At 30.6% G+C, this 18455-nt stretch carries 16 protein-coding genes, 1 pseudogene and 1 CRISPR repeat array (1 of these 18 cut by a window edge); of the genes and pseudogenes, 16 read left to right on the top strand and 1 reads right to left on the bottom strand.

From position 1 onward, the window contains the following. Positions 1-6: 6 nt before the first annotated feature. On the bottom strand, positions 7-819 hold the full coding sequence (locus CHAB381_RS01975) for a phosphate ABC transporter substrate-binding protein PstS (protein WP_012108291.1): 813 nt from the start codon (positions 817-819) through the stop codon (positions 7-9). Positions 820-921: 102 nt separating this feature from the next. Between CHAB381_RS01975 and pstS the strand changes: the two genes are divergently transcribed. From pstS to cas2, 16 genes and pseudogenes are all read left to right on the top strand, one after another. Continuing rightward, on the top strand, positions 922-1938 hold the full coding sequence (gene pstS, locus CHAB381_RS01970) for a phosphate ABC transporter substrate-binding protein PstS (RefSeq protein WP_012108290.1): 1017 nt from the start codon (positions 922-924) through the stop codon (positions 1936-1938). A gap of 78 nt (positions 1939-2016) precedes the next feature. Beyond that, positions 2017-2895: a phosphate ABC transporter permease subunit PstC gene (pstC, locus tag CHAB381_RS01965; protein WP_012108289.1), complete on the top strand. Its 879-nt coding sequence runs from the start codon at positions 2017-2019 to the stop codon at positions 2893-2895. Continuing rightward, complete coding sequence (pstA, locus tag CHAB381_RS01960; RefSeq protein WP_012108288.1) at positions 2895-3746, top strand: phosphate ABC transporter permease PstA; 852 nt, start codon at positions 2895-2897, stop codon at positions 3744-3746. The genes pstC and pstA overlap by 1 nt, the downstream gene beginning before the upstream one ends. 9 nt (positions 3747-3755) lie before the next feature. Next, entirely contained in the window at positions 3756-4541 is a 786-nt protein-coding gene (pstB, locus tag CHAB381_RS01955; protein ID WP_012108287.1) for a phosphate ABC transporter ATP-binding protein PstB, read from the top strand. Then, positions 4534-4980 carry a nucleotidyltransferase family protein gene (locus CHAB381_RS01950; RefSeq protein ID WP_012108286.1) on the top strand — a complete coding sequence of 149 codons (447 nt, stop codon included), beginning with the start codon at positions 4534-4536 and terminating at the stop codon, positions 4978-4980. The genes pstB and CHAB381_RS01950 overlap by 8 nt, the downstream gene beginning before the upstream one ends. Beyond that, the gene (locus CHAB381_RS01945; RefSeq protein WP_012108285.1) at positions 4968-5633 is read left to right on the top strand and encodes a response regulator transcription factor; all 666 of its coding nucleotides are present in this window, start codon (positions 4968-4970) and stop codon (positions 5631-5633) included. The genes CHAB381_RS01950 and CHAB381_RS01945 overlap by 13 nt, the downstream gene beginning before the upstream one ends. Positions 5634-5761: 128 nt before the next feature. Continuing rightward, complete coding sequence (locus tag CHAB381_RS01940; protein ID WP_172462796.1) at positions 5762-6976, top strand: sensor histidine kinase; 1215 nt, start codon at positions 5762-5764, stop codon at positions 6974-6976. A 325-nt stretch (positions 6977-7301) separates the two neighbouring features. Further along, a complete protein-coding gene (gene htpX, locus CHAB381_RS01935) occupies positions 7302-8150 on the top strand; it encodes a zinc metalloprotease HtpX (protein ID WP_012108283.1) in 849 nt (282 codons plus the stop codon). 203 nt (positions 8151-8353) lie between these two features. Then, positions 8354-9061 carry a CRISPR-associated endoribonuclease Cas6 gene (cas6, locus tag CHAB381_RS01930; RefSeq protein ID WP_012108282.1) on the top strand — a complete coding sequence of 236 codons (708 nt, stop codon included), beginning with the start codon at positions 8354-8356 and terminating at the stop codon, positions 9059-9061. After that, the gene (locus tag CHAB381_RS01925; RefSeq protein WP_012108281.1) at positions 9062-10696 is read left to right on the top strand and encodes a hypothetical protein; all 1635 of its coding nucleotides are present in this window, start codon (positions 9062-9064) and stop codon (positions 10694-10696) included. It begins immediately after the preceding gene. Beyond that, positions 10689-11582, top strand: coding sequence for a type I CRISPR-associated protein Cas7 (locus CHAB381_RS01920; protein ID WP_012108280.1), 894 nt, complete (start codon positions 10689-10691; stop codon positions 11580-11582). The genes CHAB381_RS01925 and CHAB381_RS01920 overlap by 8 nt, the downstream gene beginning before the upstream one ends. Beyond that, a complete protein-coding gene (gene cas5b / locus CHAB381_RS01915; RefSeq protein ID WP_012108278.1) occupies positions 11579-12292 on the top strand; it encodes a type I-B CRISPR-associated protein Cas5b in 714 nt (237 codons plus the stop codon). The genes CHAB381_RS01920 and cas5b overlap by 4 nt, the downstream gene beginning before the upstream one ends. Beyond that, positions 12280-14658 (top strand): CRISPR-associated helicase/endonuclease Cas3, encoded by a 2379-nt coding sequence (locus CHAB381_RS01910; RefSeq protein ID WP_012108277.1) that lies wholly within the window; start codon positions 12280-12282, stop codon positions 14656-14658. The genes cas5b and CHAB381_RS01910 overlap by 13 nt, the downstream gene beginning before the upstream one ends. Beyond that, entirely contained in the window at positions 14655-15137 is a 483-nt protein-coding gene (locus CHAB381_RS01905) for a CRISPR-associated protein Cas4 (RefSeq protein ID WP_041570453.1), read from the top strand. Before CHAB381_RS01910 ends, CHAB381_RS01905 begins: the two co-directional genes overlap by 4 nt. 8 nt (positions 15138-15145) lie before the next feature. Then, positions 15146-16146 (top strand): annotated as a pseudogene (cas1b, locus tag CHAB381_RS09155) (type I-B CRISPR-associated endonuclease Cas1b). Continuing rightward, a complete protein-coding gene (gene cas2 / locus CHAB381_RS01895; protein WP_012108275.1) occupies positions 16143-16436 on the top strand; it encodes a CRISPR-associated endonuclease Cas2 in 294 nt (97 codons plus the stop codon). Before cas1b ends, cas2 begins: the two are co-directional and overlap by 4 nt. Positions 16437-16661: 225 nt before the next feature. Next, positions 16662-18455: a CRISPR direct-repeat array (repeat unit 30 nt; unit sequence ATTTTGCTATAACAAATTTTGTATTGAAAT) (it continues 2712 nt past the right edge of the window).

Below are 18455 nucleotides of genomic sequence, written 5' to 3'. Positions count from 1 at the left end.
GCAAATTTAAAATGACAAGGAATATTTATCCAAAACTTCGCCATTTTCGCGGATAAATTCTATAAATTTTAAAATTTCATCAAGTTTTTCGCCGTCTTTTTTATACACAAAATAACTTTTATTTGTTATAGGATATTTTTTATTTTCGATTGTTAAAATTTCATCATTTACAACTAAATTTGCACTTTTTAAATTAACAGCGTAGCTTTCTCCTGTATAACCGATAGAAAAAGGTGTATCACGGACACTTTGCGCGATTATATAGCTTCCTTTTTTACCGATTCCGACTTTAAAATTCAAGGAAAATCCGCTTCCTAAAATTTCAGCGAATTTTTTGTCGTTTGCGCTTAAAAATTCGCTGAATGCAAGCGTAGTTCCAGATCCGTCGTATCTATGAAAAATATTAATTTTTTCATGCGGTAAATTTTCGTCTTGATTTAAAATTTTGATTTTTTCATCGTCCCAAAATTCGATTTTCCCAAGATAAATTTCAGCCAAAATTTTGCCGTTTAAATTTAAATATTTTACGTCTTTTACATTATAAATCACTGCTACATTTCCTTTTGCAAATTGGCTAAATTCGCAGTTTTCGCAGTTGCCTTTTATCTCGCTGATTGCAAAATTCACATCGCCTCTTTTCAGCTCTTTTATACCGCCGCTGCTTCCAATTGGTGTGAAATCAACTTTTTTGCCGAATTTATCTTTATAATCTATAGCAAGCTCTTTTACGGCTTTATAAACAAAAGTTGCGCCGGCTCCTTTAATATCGGCTTTTGCAAACGTAAAAAATAAAAAAAATATAAATAAAAATTTAAACATTTTGAAATCCTTTGGCAAGATTTTAGCAAAAAATAACAAATGTTTTCAATTTGTAATTTAACGATTTTATAATGAGCCGAAATTTAAAAAAAGGATGCGTAAATGAAAAAATTAGCAATGTTGGCATTAGCCGGCGCGCTTGTTTCAGGTGCTTTTGCAAGCGATAAAATAATGGGTCAAGGAGCAACCTTCCCACTTCCTGTATATAAAGACTGGGCAAAAATTTATTACAAACAAACAGGAAATCAAGTCACATACAGCGGTGGCGGAAGCGGAAAAGGCATAAGTGCAATCACCGATAGAAACGGAAATTTCGGCGGAAGCGATTCGGCTCTTAAAAAAGACGAACTTAATGAAAAAAAATTATTACAATTCCCTGCAGTAATCGGAAGTATCGTTTTGGCTTATAATATCGACGGTGTGAAAGATATGGAATTAAAACTTGACGCTGAAGCTGTAGCAGGAATTTTTAGCGGCAAAATTACAAAATGGAATGATCCTGCAATAGCAAAAATAAATGAAAATATAAAACTTCCTGACGCCGATATCGTGCCGGTAGTAAGAAGTGAATCAAGTGGAACTACATTTAATTTTACAAGTTATTTAAGCAAGGCAAATGAAGACTGGGCGAAAAATTACGGCGCTGCAAAAACAATAAACTGGGGCGCGAAAGTAACTCCTGCTCAAGGAAATCCTTTGGTTGCAAAAACAATCAAACAAACTCCGAATTCAATCGGCTATATTGAATATGCTTATAAAGTTACCGAAAATTTAAATGCCGCTACTCTTAAAACTGCAAACGGAGATTGGGCTGAGCCTACAGAAGAAAATTTTGCAAAAGCCGCACTAAATTCAAATTTCAGTATTGATGAGCATTTTTACGATGTTCTTGCTTACGGAAAAGGCGAAAAAAGCTATCCTATCGCAGCTGCTACATTTATCTTACTTCCAAGCGACAACGCGGAAGACGGCAAAAAAGTAACTAAATTTTTCAAATGGGCATTTGAAAATGACGAGGCTAAAAAAGCGGCGGCGAATCTTGGATATTTGCCTCTTCCAAAAGATACGGTCGATATGATTGAAGAATACTGGAAAAAATACGATATTTTTCCAAAATAACTATTTTTAAAAAAAACATTACAAAATTCCTACGGACACACTGTTCGTAGGAATTTTAAATTTTAAGAAAGAAAAAATATGCAAACACAAAGTAGTAGCGCCAAAATGCGCGAATTTATATTTTTTAACCTGACAAGAGGCGCTTCAATCTTTGTTTTGGTTATACTTTTCGCGATTTTTGCAGCGCTTGTTTATTACTCGCTTCCGGCCATTTCAAAATTCGGCATCGGCTTTTTGGCAAGTTCTGATTGGGATGTGGTAAAAGAGCAATTTGGAGGCGCCGCTTCAATTTATGGATCTATTATTTCAACTGTTATTGCTATGATTTTAGCCACACCTGTTGCCATTGGAATAGCGATATTTTTAACGGAAATCGCACCTTTTAAAATACGAAATTTTTTTAGCATAAATATAGAATTATTAGCTGCAATTCCTTCTATTGTTTACGGTATGTGGGGATTTTTATATTTTGTGCCTTTAATTCAAAAATTATTCGGCGGAACCGGAATGGGACTTTTAACGGGCGGAATTGTGCTTTCTATTATGATTTTACCTTTTATAGCTTCAGTTACAAGAGATTCGATGCAAACAACACCGGAAATTTTAAAAGAGAGCGCCTACGCTCTTGGTGCGACACAATTTGATGTAATAAAAGATGTGGTATTTCCATACTCGAAAGCAGGAATCATTGGTTCTATCATTTTAGCGCTTGGCAGGGCTTTTGGAGAAACTATGGCAGTTGCATTTTTGCTTGGAGGACTTCCTGTCGTGCCTTCAAGTATAACTGATCCGGCTACAAGTATACCGGTTACTCTTGCTACTCAATTCGGCGAAGCAATGGGAAATAAAATTTATGAAAGCAGCCTGTTTTATCTTGCTTTGATTCTATTTGTTATCAGTTTCTTTACGATAGCAATAGCTAAATTTGCATTTTTAAGAAAGAAAAGAGTTGTGTGATGAGCGATACATTTATAGAATTAAGACAAATTTCAGCCAAAAAACGAATTAGAGCGAATTTTATTGTAAATTTCTTATCTATTGTTTTTGCGATTATCGGACTTTTATTTTTATTTTGGATTATAGTTACACTTTTTGTAAAAGGTTTGGCGGGTTTCAGTTTTGATATGTTTTTAAAAGACAGCATTGACAGCGGTATAAGAAACGCCATTGTCGGACATATAATTATTATTTTTATAGCTTCAGTTATCGGAATTCCTATCGGACTTGCCGCAGGAACTTATCTGAGTGAATACGGCGGACCGAATGATAAAAAATCAAATTTCGTGCGAAATATGAGCGATATTATGATGAGCACGCCATCAATTGTAATCGGAGCTTTCGCTTATGCGATTTTAGTTAGTCCTATGAATAGCTACAGCGGTTTGGCCGGAGCTTTGGCGTTATCCATTATGATGGTACCTGTGATTTTAAAAACAACCGATGATATGCTTACTTTAGTTCCGCAAACTCTAAGAGAAGCCGGAATCGCTCTTGGCGCGCCAAAACATAAAGTAATTTTAGGAATTATTTTCAGGGCTGCTAAAAATGGACTTTTAACGGGTGTTATTTTAGCAATTGCAAGAGTTGCCGGTGAAACCGCACCGTTACTTTTTACTTCGTTTAACAACGATTTTTTTGTAACAAATCCTATGGAACCAATGCCTTCACTTACAAATACGATTTATGAATTTACGCAATTTCCAAATGAAGATCAAAATGCGGTAGCTTGGGCGGCCGCTTTTATTTTGGCGATATTTGTTTTAGGCGTAAATATATTAGGCAGATATTTAGTTAAAAGAAAAAAATAAGGAAAAAATATGGCGACAATAACACAAATAAACGATGAATTGGCTCTTGATATAAGAAATTTTTCATTTTGGTATAACGGCTCAAGCTCACCGAGTTTAAAAAATATAAATATGCCCGTGGCGACAAAGAAAGTAACGGCTTTAATAGGTCCGAGCGGTTGCGGCAAAAGCACGCTTTTGCGCTCGATAAACAGAATTCATGATTTGTATCCAGGAAATCGCTATGAAGGTGAAATTTTATTTCACGGCAAAAATATTTTGGATAAAAAAACCGATTTAATCGAACTTCGCACAAAAATCGGTATGATTTTTCAACAACCGACCGCATTTCCTATGAGTATAAAAGAAAATGTGGAATATGGTCTTAAACTTCAAGGAGTCAAAGATAAACAGATATTGGCTCAAACAACGAGTAAATCATTAAAAGGCGCTAATATCTGGGAAGAGGTAAAAGATAGATTAAACGACGACGCTACAAGCCTTAGCGGCGGTCAAAGACAAAGACTTTGTATAGCAAGAGCGATTGCGGTAAGTCCTGATATCCTGCTTTTTGACGAGCCTACATCGGCTCTTGATCCTATTTCAACCATCGCAATTGAAGAGCTGATAAACAGATTAAAGGAAAAATATACAATACTTATAGTAACTCATAATATGCAACAAGCAACAAGAATCAGCGATTATACGGCTTTTATGTATTTGGGTGATTTAGTTGAGTTCGGCAATACGAAACAAATTTTCGAAGCTCCTAGAGAAAAGCTTTTGCAAGAGTATGTAGGCGGAAAATTTGGATAATGTTATACTTCCTAAAAATACTCAAAAAGAGCTCATTGACATCATTGTGAAATTTAATCCGAAAGAAATTTGGATTTTCGGTTCATTTGCAAAAGGTGAAGCAAAATTTTCAAGCGATATCGATCTTTTTATAGTGCAAAAGAAAAACTGTATCATTTCACACAAAGCCGTTATTTTACTTCGTAAAGAGCTTAATGAATTCGGCAAAAAATATGGACTTGAAATTGACGTTTTTTACGATACTAAAAAAGGTATAAAAAATAAAATTTTACATAATGATGAATTTTATATTTCGGTTTTTAGTAATGCGGCAAAAATTTACGATACAAAATCAAGTTCGTTATCTGAAATTTTAAAACAAAATTCATTTTTTCATAAAATTTGGTTAAAATTTTACAATTTTTTTAAAACTTTAAAGGAAAAAATTTGCAAAACTTAATTGCTATTATTGACGATGAACTTGATTTGCTTGAGCTTCTGGAATACAATCTTGAAAAAGCCGGATTTGATGCGATAGGATTTTTAAATACAAATAAAATTGAACAATTTTTAAACGAAGAAGATGTGGATTTACTTATCGTAGATAGAAATTTGCCAGGTATTGAAGGAAGTAAATTCGTAGAAAATTTACGCGCAAAAGGATACAACACGCCGGTTATTTTCTTAACTGCAAAAACAAGCAAAGAAGAGCAAATGCAAGGTTTTGGCGTAGGTGGGGATGATTATATAACAAAGCCGTTTGATTTGGATAATCTAATCGCAAGAATAAAAGCTGTATTAAAACGCACACAAAAAAGCGCCGAAATTTATAAATTTAAAGATATACTTATAAACTCGACAAGCGCAAAAACATTCATAAACGATAAAGAAATCGAATTAACGAAACTGGAAACTTCACTTTTGACAGAATTTATAAAAAACAAATCGATCGTTTTAAACCGCGAATATTTAGCTGAAAGCGTATGGCACGATACAGATACGTCAAAACAAACTATAAATATCGCCATAAAACGTTTAAGAGATAAAATCGATCCCAAAAAAGAGAAAAATTATATAAAAGTAATTCGCGGCGAAGGATATGAACTGTGCTGAAAATTCACCAAATTTTTCTTTTAAATTTTTTATTTATTTTTATGATTTTTTTCGGAGCGTTTTCATTTATTTTGTATCAAAATCAAAAAATATTAAATTATAATTTAGCTGAAAATCGTCTCAAAATAATGTCAAAAATCATCGAAATTTCCATTTTTGACGGAAATTTAAATAAAAATTTTATCAATAGTCTTGCAGTAAAAAGCGGGACATATATAGGAATTTTAGATAAAGATCTTGGAAAATTTACAATCAGCGATTCGGATATTATCGATATGGATATATTTCTGGGACTTAAAAATATTACAAGTAAAACCCAAATCGATACCATAGACGATAAAGAGGTGCTTTATTATGCGCTTGATACGATAATTGACGACAGATCATATATAATTGTCGTCGCATCGAATCTGGATAGTATTTTCGTAAAATTTAAAGATATAATGTTTAAAATTCTTGTCGCTTTTTTTATTTGTTTTATATTGTCATTTTTAATAGCAAGAATTTTAAATTCCGTAAACCGTAATGAACTTAAAAAAATAGAAAATTTTTTATCAAAAATCGCAAATAAAGACTATGGGGAAATCGATATAAATACCAAAATAACGGAGTTTAAACAAATAAACATAGGACTTGAAAATCTTAGAAATACAATTTTAAAACTTGATAAAAAAACACGAAAGAAAAATGCAAAAATACGCCTTAAAAATATGCAGCTTGAAACGATTTTAAGCTCCATTTCACATGAGTTTAAAAATCCGATCGCAATCATAGAAACGGCAAGTCAGACATTGCAAAAAGATAAAAATATGCCGCGAAATTTGCAAGATAAATTTTTAAATAAAATAAATGCAAATTGTCAAAAAATCGTGGATTTGATAGATAAAATCAGAGTTTCTTTTGATAATCATATGGCACCGGATCTCAGCGAATATGATATTTTCGAGCTTGCAAACGAAGCAAAAGATGAAATTCCGGCAAAATTTACGGATCGCAAAATAATAATCAAAGGCGAACATAAAATTTTGAAAATTGACAAAATTTTAATAAAACAGGTAATTTTAAATTTGCTTGAAAATGCACTTAAATACTCGCAAGATGAAGTTTTAATAGAAATAAACGATGAATGTCTTTTGGTTATTGATAAAGGGATTGGAATTTCGTCTGAAAATATCGCGCTTGTAAGCAAAAAATATTTCCGCATAGATACAAACTCCTGGAATAATTCTTTTGGTTTAGGACTTTTTATAGTAAAACAGATTTTAAAACTTCATGGTTTTAAACTTTCGATAAAATCGCAATTCGGATCAGGTTCTCAAATCGGATTTTATTTTAAAAATTAAATTTTAAAAATTATTTATTATGCATTTGCTGATTTTTTATTGATTTAAAATATATTGCAAAAAACGCAATAACTGTTAAACTGATTTTAACCATTTCAAAAAAATAAATTTATAAAATTTCACATTGATAGCGCAAGTTTAATCTGATTGCGCTATTTTTGAAGTTAAAACTTGCAAGCTTTAAAATTTTATAGTCAATTTCAAATCATTTTTTATTACAGCTTATTCTGTTTATCATCAAATTTTTTGCACGCCACGGAAAAATTTCAGTTTTATTAACGACAATATTGTAAAATACGATGAAATTTTGAAAACAAGGAAAAATATGGAGCAGATAAAAACGTTTATTTTAATGACTTTTTTGGCTTTGATTTTTATGTTTTTTGGCGGATTGATAGGTGGCGAACAAGGCGTAATTATAGCTTTTGTAGTTGCTCTTGGAATGAATTTTTTCAGTTATTTTTTTAGCGATAAATTGGTTTTAAAACATTATCACGCGGTAAAAGTCGACGAAAACTCAGCAGGCGGACTTTATGCGATTGTGCGCCGTTTAGCAAATGCCGCAAATGTACCGATGCCAAGTGTTTATATAATCCCCGAGCAGATTCCAAACGCATTTGCAACAGGCAGAAATCCAAATAACGCGGCCGTTGCGGTAACGGAAGGACTGCTAAATTTACTTAGCGAAAATGAAATAGAGGGAGTTTTGGCACACGAAATGAGCCACGTCAGACATTATGATATTTTAATCGGCTCCGTGGCGGCTGTTTTTGCAGGCGCAATCGCAATTTTGGCAAACTTCGCTAAATTCGGTGCCGTTTTCGGCGGAAATGAAAACAATCGCCAAAATGGAATTTTAATGATTGTTGCTGCAATCATAATGCCGATAGCTGCGGCAATTATACAAATGGCAATCTCTAGAAGCCGTGAATACAAAGCCGACGCAGGAGCTGCAAATCTGACAAAACATCCTGAATGGCTTATTTCGGCTCTAAGCAAACTTGAAAATTACGCGCAAAATCGCACAATGCAAAATGCAACGCCGCAAAGCGCGCATATGTTTATAATAAATCCGTTCAGCGGCGTAAAAAGCAGCTTTTCACAACTTTTTAGAACTCATCCAAGCACAAAAGATCGCATCGCAAGACTGAACGAAATTAAACAAAGTATGTAAATCAGCATACTTTGTTTAATTTAAAAAAATACTCTGTCTTTTGTTTTTATACGACGTCTATCCGGTTTAAATTTAAAACTTCATTTATTAAATATGATTTAATTGTTTTTTTATAATTTTAAATAATTTATTGACAAATATGAAAAAATATGTTATGATTATAAAATCATTATTTATTATGATTTTAAATATAAGGAATTCGTATGCTGATATATGAACTGAATGTTACTGTAAAACTTAAAAAAGCTGTCAAATTCTCACAAATTCCTGGATTTCTTAGTAAAAATATAAATTACTCTTTTTTACTTGATAAAAATTTAAAAAATTTGCATTCCAAAAACCATATAAAACCTTATTCTTTAAGTTTTTTACAATCACACGAAGGAAGAAAAGATCTGTTTGATGTAAATGAAATCGCATTCTTTAAAATAAGAAGCGTTTTTCCTGAATTCATTGAAAGTATGAAATATTGCCTTGAAAATAGTAAAGGGTTTGATTTTCAAGTTTTAGGCACTCTGACTACTGATTTTGCACCGACAAATATACAAAGTCTTTACACTATGAGTCCCGCCGTCGTTACAATCAGCATTGATAATAAATCTTATTGCTGGACTAAAAAAGATAGCGATATCTTAACTCTTAAAAATTCGCTTGAGACAAATCTTAAAAATAAGTTCTCACTTTTTGTAAATGATAGCGTTTCTTTTAATGATGATATTATCGAACTTATTGAGATAAAAAACGATAAGCCGTTTATGTTTCCTTATAAAGGCGGCAAAATTTTCGCATACCGCTATAAGGTATATTTTGCAAATAATTCATACGCAAGAGAGCTTGCCAAAATTGCATTAGCTCTAGGTCTTGGCGAAAAAGGAAGTCTGACATTCGGCTTTTGCGAAAAAGGAAGATAGATGAAAAAAGATCTTATTGAGAGATTTAACGAAACGCCGAATTTGGTACTTGACAGTTACACTTTAAAATCAGGTATTTATATAAAACTCGGCGAAAAATATGTGCAAAAATTTATAGTGAAACAGGAAAAATCTAAAAATGATTTATATAAAGAAAATGGCGATAAAGTCGTAGAAGAAGATAAAAAATGGTTTAAAAAGAATGATTATTTAAGTGTTTATTTGGACAGCAACAAAAGTGTATTTGACAAAAAATTTCATAACGCAAATTTTTTAACCCTATTTTTTAAAATAGAAAATTTCGGTTATATAGTTGAAAATTTAAACAAAAATTTTGAAGTATTTAGAACTTTCGAAAAATTCAATAAAAAAGAAGACAAAATAATAATTGAAAATCAAAAAGAGTATATAAACAGTAAAGAAAGACAAGAAAAGATAAATAAAGCCGAAAAGCTAATAAAAAATTATTTAGATGAAATAAAAAAATTTGCAGATGAAAAAATCAAAAATGGGCAGTATGTAAGAATTTTCATAGATGAAGCGGATGAAATTTATGAAAAAGAGTCACAAATTTATACGGAATTAAAAATTTTTAATGCAAATTCCTATAATAAACTTATAAATGGTAAAATTTACGGTTTATCAAACTCAAATACCGGAATGAACTCAAAAAAACCGTTTTTAAAGCATAAAAGCAGAAAAAGTATTTTACCGAGTATGATTTCACAAAAAGAAGCGCTAGATGAGAAGAGTTTTTTCGACTGGCTCTCTTATCAAAACAGAAATTTTATAGATAATTTTGACAATGCTTTTTTGCTGAAATTTAATGAGAACGGAAGAGCTGTTATTAGTGACTTTGAATCTATTGTGTTTAAAGAAAAAAGCTCTTTTAAAATCGAAATTGTTGATTTTATCGATGCGGGTCTTGATTTATACGAGATTAATAATAAAAATGCAAAAGCAAAGATAGATGAAGTTCTTTATCAAAAATCTCTTTCCGATAATAATTTATTCAGTAACGAAATAAAAATAAACGATAAAATATTAAAAGAACTGATTTATCAAACAAGAAATTCCGTGATAGAACTTTTATACAAAAACAATGAAGCCGATTTTTATCAGATGGTTAATAAATATTCAAGTGATTTTATAAAAGTTGCACTTCGTTCCTGCAAAGAGTATGGCGAACTCAACGCTAAAAAAGCTATAAATTTTATCTTAAGTTTAAAAGACTACAAAGGAGAAACCGTGGATTTAGATACAATAAAAGAAAACTTGGAAAATGCCTTAAAAAGCGATATTACAAAGCTTGACAGCAATGAATATTTCTTTTTGGCAGGTCAAATTGCAAAGTATTTGATGAGTAAAAGTAAAGCCGCAAACAAAACTTATGCTTTAGCCGAACCGTATCTTAAAGCAAAAACTACAAACAAGTTAAAAAGCGTTTTAAAAAACGAATTTGAAAGATACAAATATGAAATTTCAATCTATGACAAAAGATTCAACAAAGCCTATCTTTTAATTCAAAATAGCGACGATATACAAATAAACAACGATTTTGAAAGTTTGATGTTAGCAGGAATGATGTCACAAAATTTAATCTATGATAATAAAAAAGGAGAAAGCGATGAATAGAGTTTATGGAGTTATCGGCATTAGAGCCTTGATGTCAAACTGGAATGCAGATTTTACAGGACGTCCGAAAAGTACAGGAAACGGCGATATTTTTGGAAGCGATAAAGCGCTTAAATTTCCCATGAAAAAAATGTGGGAAAAAGGCGGCGAAAAAGTGCTGTATGTAAAATCTTTAAAGCAAAATAAAGACGGAGAACTCGCCCCGAATTTACTTAAAGAAAGATATGCTTTATTTTTTAATGAGTTGGATAAAAAAACCAAAACAAGCGAAGTTTTAAGAAATCTTTTTAATTGCATCGATATTAAAAATTTCGGTGTAACTTTTACGGAAGCGGGTTTTAACATTTCCATAACAGGAGCCGTTCAAATCGGTCAGGGAATGAATAAATTTGAGCTTACAAATGTGGAAGTTCAAGATATTTTATCGCCCTTTGCGGTCAAAGAAGAGGCAAAGCAAAGCACTCTTGGCACTAAAATAATGACCGATGAGGCACACTACTTTTATGGGTTTTGTATAAATCCAAGCACATATGATGAGTATAAAAATATATTAAACGATCCGCATTTCGGCTACAGCGACAGCGATTATGAGAAATTTAAAAAAGCGGCCAGATTTGCAGCTACAAATTTTAACTCAAATTCAAAATTCGGTTGCGAAAACGAGTTTGCGATGTTTATAGAAACAGCTGAAAATGCATATCTACCGGATCTTAGCAACTATTTAGAGTTTGACAGCAAAAAAAGAGAGCTTAATTTAAACACGATTGAAAATCTCTTATCATCAAGCGAAATTAAAAAAGCTGAGATTTTTTACAATCCGCTTGCTTTAAAAGTTATAAGCAAATTTGATAAATTCGATCTTTACAGCGGAGAAAAGTTTCAATGAAAGCTTTAAGCTTTAAACTTAGCGGAAAATTTGCATTTTTTAAAAAACCTGACGTTAATGAACATGTATATTTCTCATACAATAACATTCCAAAACCAACTCTGCTTGGTCTTTTAGGAGCTATAATCGGACTTGGCGGCTATGCGAAAGAATGCGAACTTGGTAACAGAAACAACCCTGAGTTTTATGAAAAATTAAAGTATCTTAAAATCGCTTTAATCCCGCTTGCAAAATTTGGAAGATTTAATAAAAAAATCCAGACTTTCAATAACGGTGTCGGTGCCAATCAGGATGGAAATTTAATCATAAAAGAACAATGGCTTGAAAATCCGGCCTGGCAAATTTTGATAAAAGATGATAAAAGTGATGAATTTTCCAAAATATCAAAATTTTTAATGGAAAAAAAGGCGATTTTTATACCATATCTTGGTAAAAATGATCACTTTGCAAGCATAAGCGAAGTCAAAATTGTAAATTTGGATGAGTTTAAAGAAAAAAAAGGCGAAATTATCTCGCTTGTTTTAGAAAAAAACGTTAAAAATCCTGGAAGGAACCCAAGTAAAGACAGTTTTATATTTAGCGAATATTATCCGATCGGATTTGATGAAAATGGCTTTTATACGTTAGAAAAAACAATCTTTACAAATCAAACTTATGAGATTGGCGACGGATTTTACAAATACAAAGAAAGCGCGATATGTTTTCTGTAAATGACAGTTTTTGGGCTCATAAACGTGATGATAAAACTCCTGAAACCCTAAACGAACATACAAATCTTACAAAAATTTACTTGGAAAAGATAAAAAAAGCTAAAAATTTGGATATTGTGATAAATGATTTAATTGTTAAAATTTTAAAAGATAAAAACGCGCTTAAATTTAAATGTTTAATGCTTGAAATTTTCGACAATCTAATCATTTGGCACGATATCGGCAAGATAAATCCGACTTTTCAAGCTATGAAGATGAAAAATAAAGCTTACAAAAGAGATAGGCGTGTAGCTTCAACGCATTCGGATAAATCTTTTAAAGAGATAAAAAAATCTTATGAAGAAGAAGTTTTTAAAACTCATAATGACACAGTTATATTTCTTTTCTATCATCTTCTATCAAATGTGCTAAATCATCATTCTACGCTTAAAGATGGGCTGAATTACGATATTTTGGGTGAGAGTATCTTGGACGTTTCTTTTAGAAATATCGATAGAGAAGGCTCACAACAAAGTAAGGAAATTTATCTTCTTTTAAAACTTCACTATTCGCTTTTGATTGCTTGTGATTTTTATGCGACGAGCGAATATATGAACGATATCGAAACTACCGATTTCGGTATATTTTCAACTGATGAAAAAGAGCGTTTTTTTAATAAATTCAAGACATTTTACAACTCTTTATCAAAAGATAAGGAAATTGATATTTTAAGAAATGAAATTTTTAAAAGTTCCGAGCAGACTTTATTGGAAAATTTAAATAAAAATATCTTCTATCTGGAAGCTCCGACAGGAAGCGGCAAAACTTTAACTTCACTAAATTTAGCGTTAAATCTACTGAATAACAATGGAAATTTAAATAAAATTTTTTATATTTTTCCATTTAATACACTGATTTCTCAAACTTATGAAGTTTTCAAAAATATTTTTAAAGATGACGAAAAAATCGCCGTAATCAACAGCATAACTCCACCTGTATCTAAAAATACGGATGATACGTATCAGGAAAATGATGAAAGCAAATATGAAAAAACTTATATAAATAGAACTTTTTTCAATCATCCTTTTATTCTAACCAGCCATGTAAGGCTGTTTGAAACGCTTTTCGGCGTTAGCAAAGAGAATAATTATCCGCTTTTCTGTCTGGCGAATTCGATTGTCATAATAGATGAAATTCAAAGTTATGATCCTAATTTATGGGAATTCATGGCATTTTTTCTTGATGAGTTTGCCAAATTTTATAATATCAAATTTATCATTATGTCAGCGACTTTGCCTAAAATTTCAAATCTTATAAACTCACAAAATGAGTGGGTGGAACTTTTAAAAAACCGCGAAGCTGTATTTTCAAATCCGCTTTTTAAAGATAGAGTAAGTCCTGACTTTTCACTTCTTGAAATCAAAAAAGATAAAATTTTCAACGAGCTTATAAACAGAGCTAAAGAAAAAGAAACCGACAAGATACTTTTTGAGTTCATCACAAAAAAATCGGCAAGAGAATTTTACAATTTTATATTGGATAAATTTAACGGTTATGATATTTTCGAGCTTAGCGGCGATGATAATAAACTTTATAGAAAAAAAGTTATCGCCGCTACGAAAGAGGATAAAAAATGTATTGTCGTAGCAACGCAAATCATCGAAGCCGGCGTAGATATAGATATGGATCTCGGTTTTAAAGATATCGCTACAATCGAAAGCGAAGAGCAGTTTTTAGGTAGAATCAACAGAAATTCGCTAAAGCAGGCTAAGGTCTATTTTTTTGATTACGATGATGCGAATAAAGTTTATAGAGACGATGAGCGGATGAAATTCAACACAAAAGATGAAAATTTAAGAAAGTCTTTAATAAACAAAAATTTCACACCTTATTATAATACTCTTTTAAATGAGCTTTTTAGCAAAAACTCAAAAGCCGAAAATTCACTTGTTTCAAAAAGAGACGAGTTTTTTAATGAAATTTCAGCACTGAATTTTATGCAAATTTCAAATAAAATGAAGCTTATAAAAGATAACTCCGAAAAGATATTTTTACCTTTCAGTATCGATATAAAAAAGTTTGATATGAGCGAATACGGCGATATAAGCGAACTTTTAGATGACGAAAACAAACTTAGCGGACAAAAAGTTTGGGAAGCTGTAAAAAATATAAACGAAGTAAAATCCTACTCAAAAAGAAAAATCAAAGTCATAAGCCTAAATGCATTGGCTGAAATTTTCAGCTTTAACGTTTATAATAAATTTTTACCAAGCCCGCAATACGGATACCATTTTATAGATGATTTTGAAAATTTAGTCGATGAAAACGGCAAATTTTTAAGAGAGAATTTTGACAATAAGTTTAAAAATGAAAGTATGTTTTTGTGAGAGTAACAGCTACTTTGATAAATTACTATTTTCACTGCAAAAGACAGTGCTATCTAGCTTTTAATTATATAAATTTAGAAGATAACAGCCAAGATGTGAAAATAGGAAAGGCGCTGCATGAGACTAAATTTAAAGATGAAATAAAGTTTAAAAATATCGCTGTTGATAAAATAGATAGCGAATTTGTAACCGAGTTTAAAAAAAGCGATAGCGACGAAACGGCGGCATGTTGGCAACTTCTATATTATCTTAAAGTTTTAAAAGATGCAGGAATATTAAGAAAAGGAAAATTAAAATTTGGTGAAAATAAAAAACTGCCCGAAAAAGAGATGATAATCGAACTTACCGACAAAAAAGAAAACGAGCTGAACCAAATTTTAAAAGAACTTAAGATTCTATTTTCATCATCAAATCCGCCAAAACCTGAAATTTCAAAAAAATGCAGAAAATGCGCGTATTTTAGTTATTGCTACATATAAGGAAAATAATGTCAAAACTTCAAACAAGATATATTTTTTCCATGGGCGAGCTATCCAGAAAAGATAACTCTCTTGCTTTTAAAAACGAAAAAGGTACTGTATATATCCCTGTCGAGGGTGTCAAAGAGATATATTTTATGAATGAAATAAACCTGAACAGCAAACTTTTGGATTTTTTCGCAAAGTATGGTATAAGTGCTCATTTTTTCAACTATTATGGAAATTACAGCGGAAGCTTTTTTTATAAAAAAGCCCTTATAAGCGGCAGAGTTTTAATTTCGCAGGTAAAAGCTTTAAAATACAGACAAATAATCGCCAAAAGCATAGTTTTAGGTATATCGTTAAATATACATGAAGTACTTTATCACTATTACAGGCACGGCAAAAAGAGCTTTTTAGTCTGCTTGATTTTCTGAAAAATGATGTGGAAAAAATGCTTGAAAAAGCGAACTCGATAAATCAGATTATGTTTATAGAAGGAATGATCTGGAACAAATTTTATGATAGCTTCGAGATCTTTTTGGATGAGAGTTTCAGTCTTGGAAAAAGAGTAAGACGCCCGCCGGATAATCCTTTAAATGCGATGATAAGCTTTGGAAATACACTTCTATACACAAAAACAATAAGCGCGATTTATCAAACTCATCTTGATCAAAGCGTGAGTTTTTTACACGAAAGTAGCGACGCGAGATTTAGTTTAAGCCTTGATTTAAGCGAAGTTTTTAAGCCTGTTTTAGTATTTAAAACGATTTTTGAATTGGTAAATTTAAGAAAAATAGACGCCAAAAAGCATTTCGATAAAAAATTAAATTACTGTCTTTTAAACGAAAACGGACGAAAAATTTTTATAGAAAGTTTTGAAAACCGTATAAACGAACTGTTTTTACACGCTAAACTTAAACGCAAAATTTCATATAAAACAGCTATAAAATTTGATGGATATAAGTTAATAAAATTTATCTGCGAAGGCGTTAGTTTTAAGCCGTTTAATCTAAAGGAAAAGATGTGAAAAACTACAACTTCGCTTATGTTTTCTACGATATCGGCGACAAAGAAAGTGAAGTCGGAAAAAGGCGTGTGACAAAGGTTTTTAAGATATGCAAAAAATACTTTTTGCATCATCAGAAATCCGTTTTTAAAGGCGAAATAACACCTGCAAATTTTATAAAATTTGAAAGCGAAATCAAAAAAGTAACGGATAAAAACCTGGATACAATTACCATACTTAGGCTTTTTAGACAAACAGATGTAAAAGAGATAATAATCGGCGAAAATGATAGCGATAAAATATTTTTATAAGTTAAACCTGATTTTGTTTCAGTTTTTATTGTTTATTCACTTTTTTTGATTTTTCCAAATAAAATTTTGGTATAATTGCTCTGAAATATTTATTTTACGGATATTTTAAGCCGTTCTTTAACAACTCATTGTTAAATTAAAAACGGTTGGAAAATTTTCATAAAATGTAGGCTTCTATGAACTTTTCGCGGTTTAAAATAATTTTTAAACTGTTAAATGATATTTATTTTGCTATAACAAATTTTGTATTGAAATTCGAAAGACAGAGAAACATAACATTCACGCATTTTTATTTTGCTATAACAAATTTTGTATTGAAATTAGATTTCATTTCCATTTTTGTCTTTAAGCCCGGTATTTTGCTATAACAAATTTTGTATTGAAATTTTATTATTGATAAAGGGAAAAATTTTCTATTTAAATTTTGCTATAACAAATTTTGTATTGAAATAGCTTTCCAAAATATCCTCGCAGCTTCTATAAAAGTATTTTGCTATAACAAATTTTGTATTGAAATTTAAACATTATTTTTTAACTGCGCTTATTTTATAAAATTTTGCTATAACAAATTTTGTATTGAAATCTTATAATTCTAAAGATGGTAAAGTTTATAAAAGCGATTTTGCTATAACAAATTTTGTATTGAAATCCCTTTAAAAGTTTTAAACCTTTTAATTCAAGCATTATTTTGCTATAACAAATTTTGTATTGAAATAAAGAAGTTGATGGAAAAATAATTGATACTTGCACGAATTTTGCTATAACAAATTTTGTATTGAAATATAGCTTCAAAGGTGCTGAAATCGCCTTTTAAAGCTATTTTGCTATAACAAATTTTGTATTGAAATCTTCTAGTAGCCCAAATTTTTGTTTTTTCTATTTTTGATTTTGCTATAACAAATTTTGTATTGAAATTTTAGCCGCTAAATACGGCTTTGCGGTATTATTAAAATTTTGCTATAACAAATTTTGTATTGAAATGCTTTAAAAATCCGAAAGACTACGAAAAAGAAGCAACATTTTGCTATAACAAATTTTGTATTGAAATTTCGCGCAATACGGACAGATCATAACTCTTTACTCATTTTGCTATAACAAATTTTGTATTGAAATCCAAATGTACCCTCGTTATCCACACCTATACACATTCATTTTGCTATAACAAATTTTGTATTGAAATTTCATGGCTTCCTGCCACTTCGGATTTGTTATCGATTTTGCTATAACAAATTTTGTATTGAAATGTTTCAACGCCACCTGAGATATAATTAACTAACTCGCATTTTGCTATAACAAATTTTGTATTGAAATATATATTTTTTCATTAATTCCAAAATACCCATAAAATTTTGCTATAACAAATTTTGTATTGAAATAAGTGATGAAAAAAATGTTTATAAATTTACTTGTAAGCATTTTGCTATAACAAATTTTGTATTGAAATAAATGGCTGTTCCTGTTTGGGTTTATAGGAAAATAAAATTTTGCTATAACAAATTTTGTATTGAAATATAAATTTAACATAACGATTAAAAACCATTTCTGTAGTATTTTGCTATAACAAATTTTGTATTGAAATTTTAAAATTTTAAAGGAATAAAAAATGGCGGCGGATTTTGCTATAACAAATTTTGTATTGAAATATTAGTTTTTCTGCTCCTAGTATTTTTACTAGCACATATTTTGCTATAACAAATTTTGTATTGAAATTCAAGCCCGAAAATTACGAAATCGTGGTAACCTTTAATTTTGCTATAACAAATTTTGTATTGAAATTTATCCAATTTTTCAACTGAAGTTTTAAAATTTAAAGATTTTGCTATAACAAATTTTGTATTGAAATATTTCCAAAAACTTATTTTTTATATCTTCATATAATTTTGCTATAACAAATTTTGTATTGAAATCCAACTCTTCGATTTTTCCTAAAAGTTCCTTTGAAATTTTGCTATAACAAATTTTGTATTGAAATTAAGCGCGTCCATTTTTTTCTATCATGTCCGGCACAATTTTGCTATA

The organism is Campylobacter hominis ATCC BAA-381 (assembly GCF_000017585.1).
Taxonomy (GTDB): Bacteria; Campylobacterota; Campylobacteria; order Campylobacterales; family Campylobacteraceae; genus Campylobacter_B; species Campylobacter_B hominis.
This window is presented reverse-complemented; position numbering and strand designations above follow the sequence as displayed.

Coding starts and splice junctions, on each gene's coding strand:
- CHAB381_RS01975 (WP_012108291.1), bottom strand. CDS start 819: ATGTTTAAATTTTTATTTATATTTTTTTTATTTTTTACGTTTGCAAAA.
- pstS (WP_012108290.1), top strand. CDS start 922: ATGAAAAAATTAGCAATGTTGGCATTAGCCGGCGCGCTTGTTTCAGGT.
- pstC (WP_012108289.1), top strand. CDS start 2,017: ATGCAAACACAAAGTAGTAGCGCCAAAATGCGCGAATTTATATTTTTT.
- pstA (WP_012108288.1), top strand. CDS start 2,895: ATGAGCGATACATTTATAGAATTAAGACAAATTTCAGCCAAAAAACGA.
- pstB (WP_012108287.1), top strand. CDS start 3,756: ATGGCGACAATAACACAAATAAACGATGAATTGGCTCTTGATATAAGA.
- CHAB381_RS01940 (WP_172462796.1), top strand. CDS start 5,762: ATGTCAAAAATCATCGAAATTTCCATTTTTGACGGAAATTTAAATAAA.
- htpX (WP_012108283.1), top strand. CDS start 7,302: ATGGAGCAGATAAAAACGTTTATTTTAATGACTTTTTTGGCTTTGATT.
- cas6 (WP_012108282.1), top strand. CDS start 8,354: ATGCTGATATATGAACTGAATGTTACTGTAAAACTTAAAAAAGCTGTC.
- CHAB381_RS01925 (WP_012108281.1), top strand. CDS start 9,062: ATGAAAAAAGATCTTATTGAGAGATTTAACGAAACGCCGAATTTGGTA.
- CHAB381_RS01920 (WP_012108280.1), top strand. CDS start 10,689: ATGAATAGAGTTTATGGAGTTATCGGCATTAGAGCCTTGATGTCAAAC.
- cas5b (WP_012108278.1), top strand. CDS start 11,579: ATGAAAGCTTTAAGCTTTAAACTTAGCGGAAAATTTGCATTTTTTAAA.
- CHAB381_RS01910 (WP_012108277.1), top strand. CDS start 12,280: ATGTTTTCTGTAAATGACAGTTTTTGGGCTCATAAACGTGATGATAAA.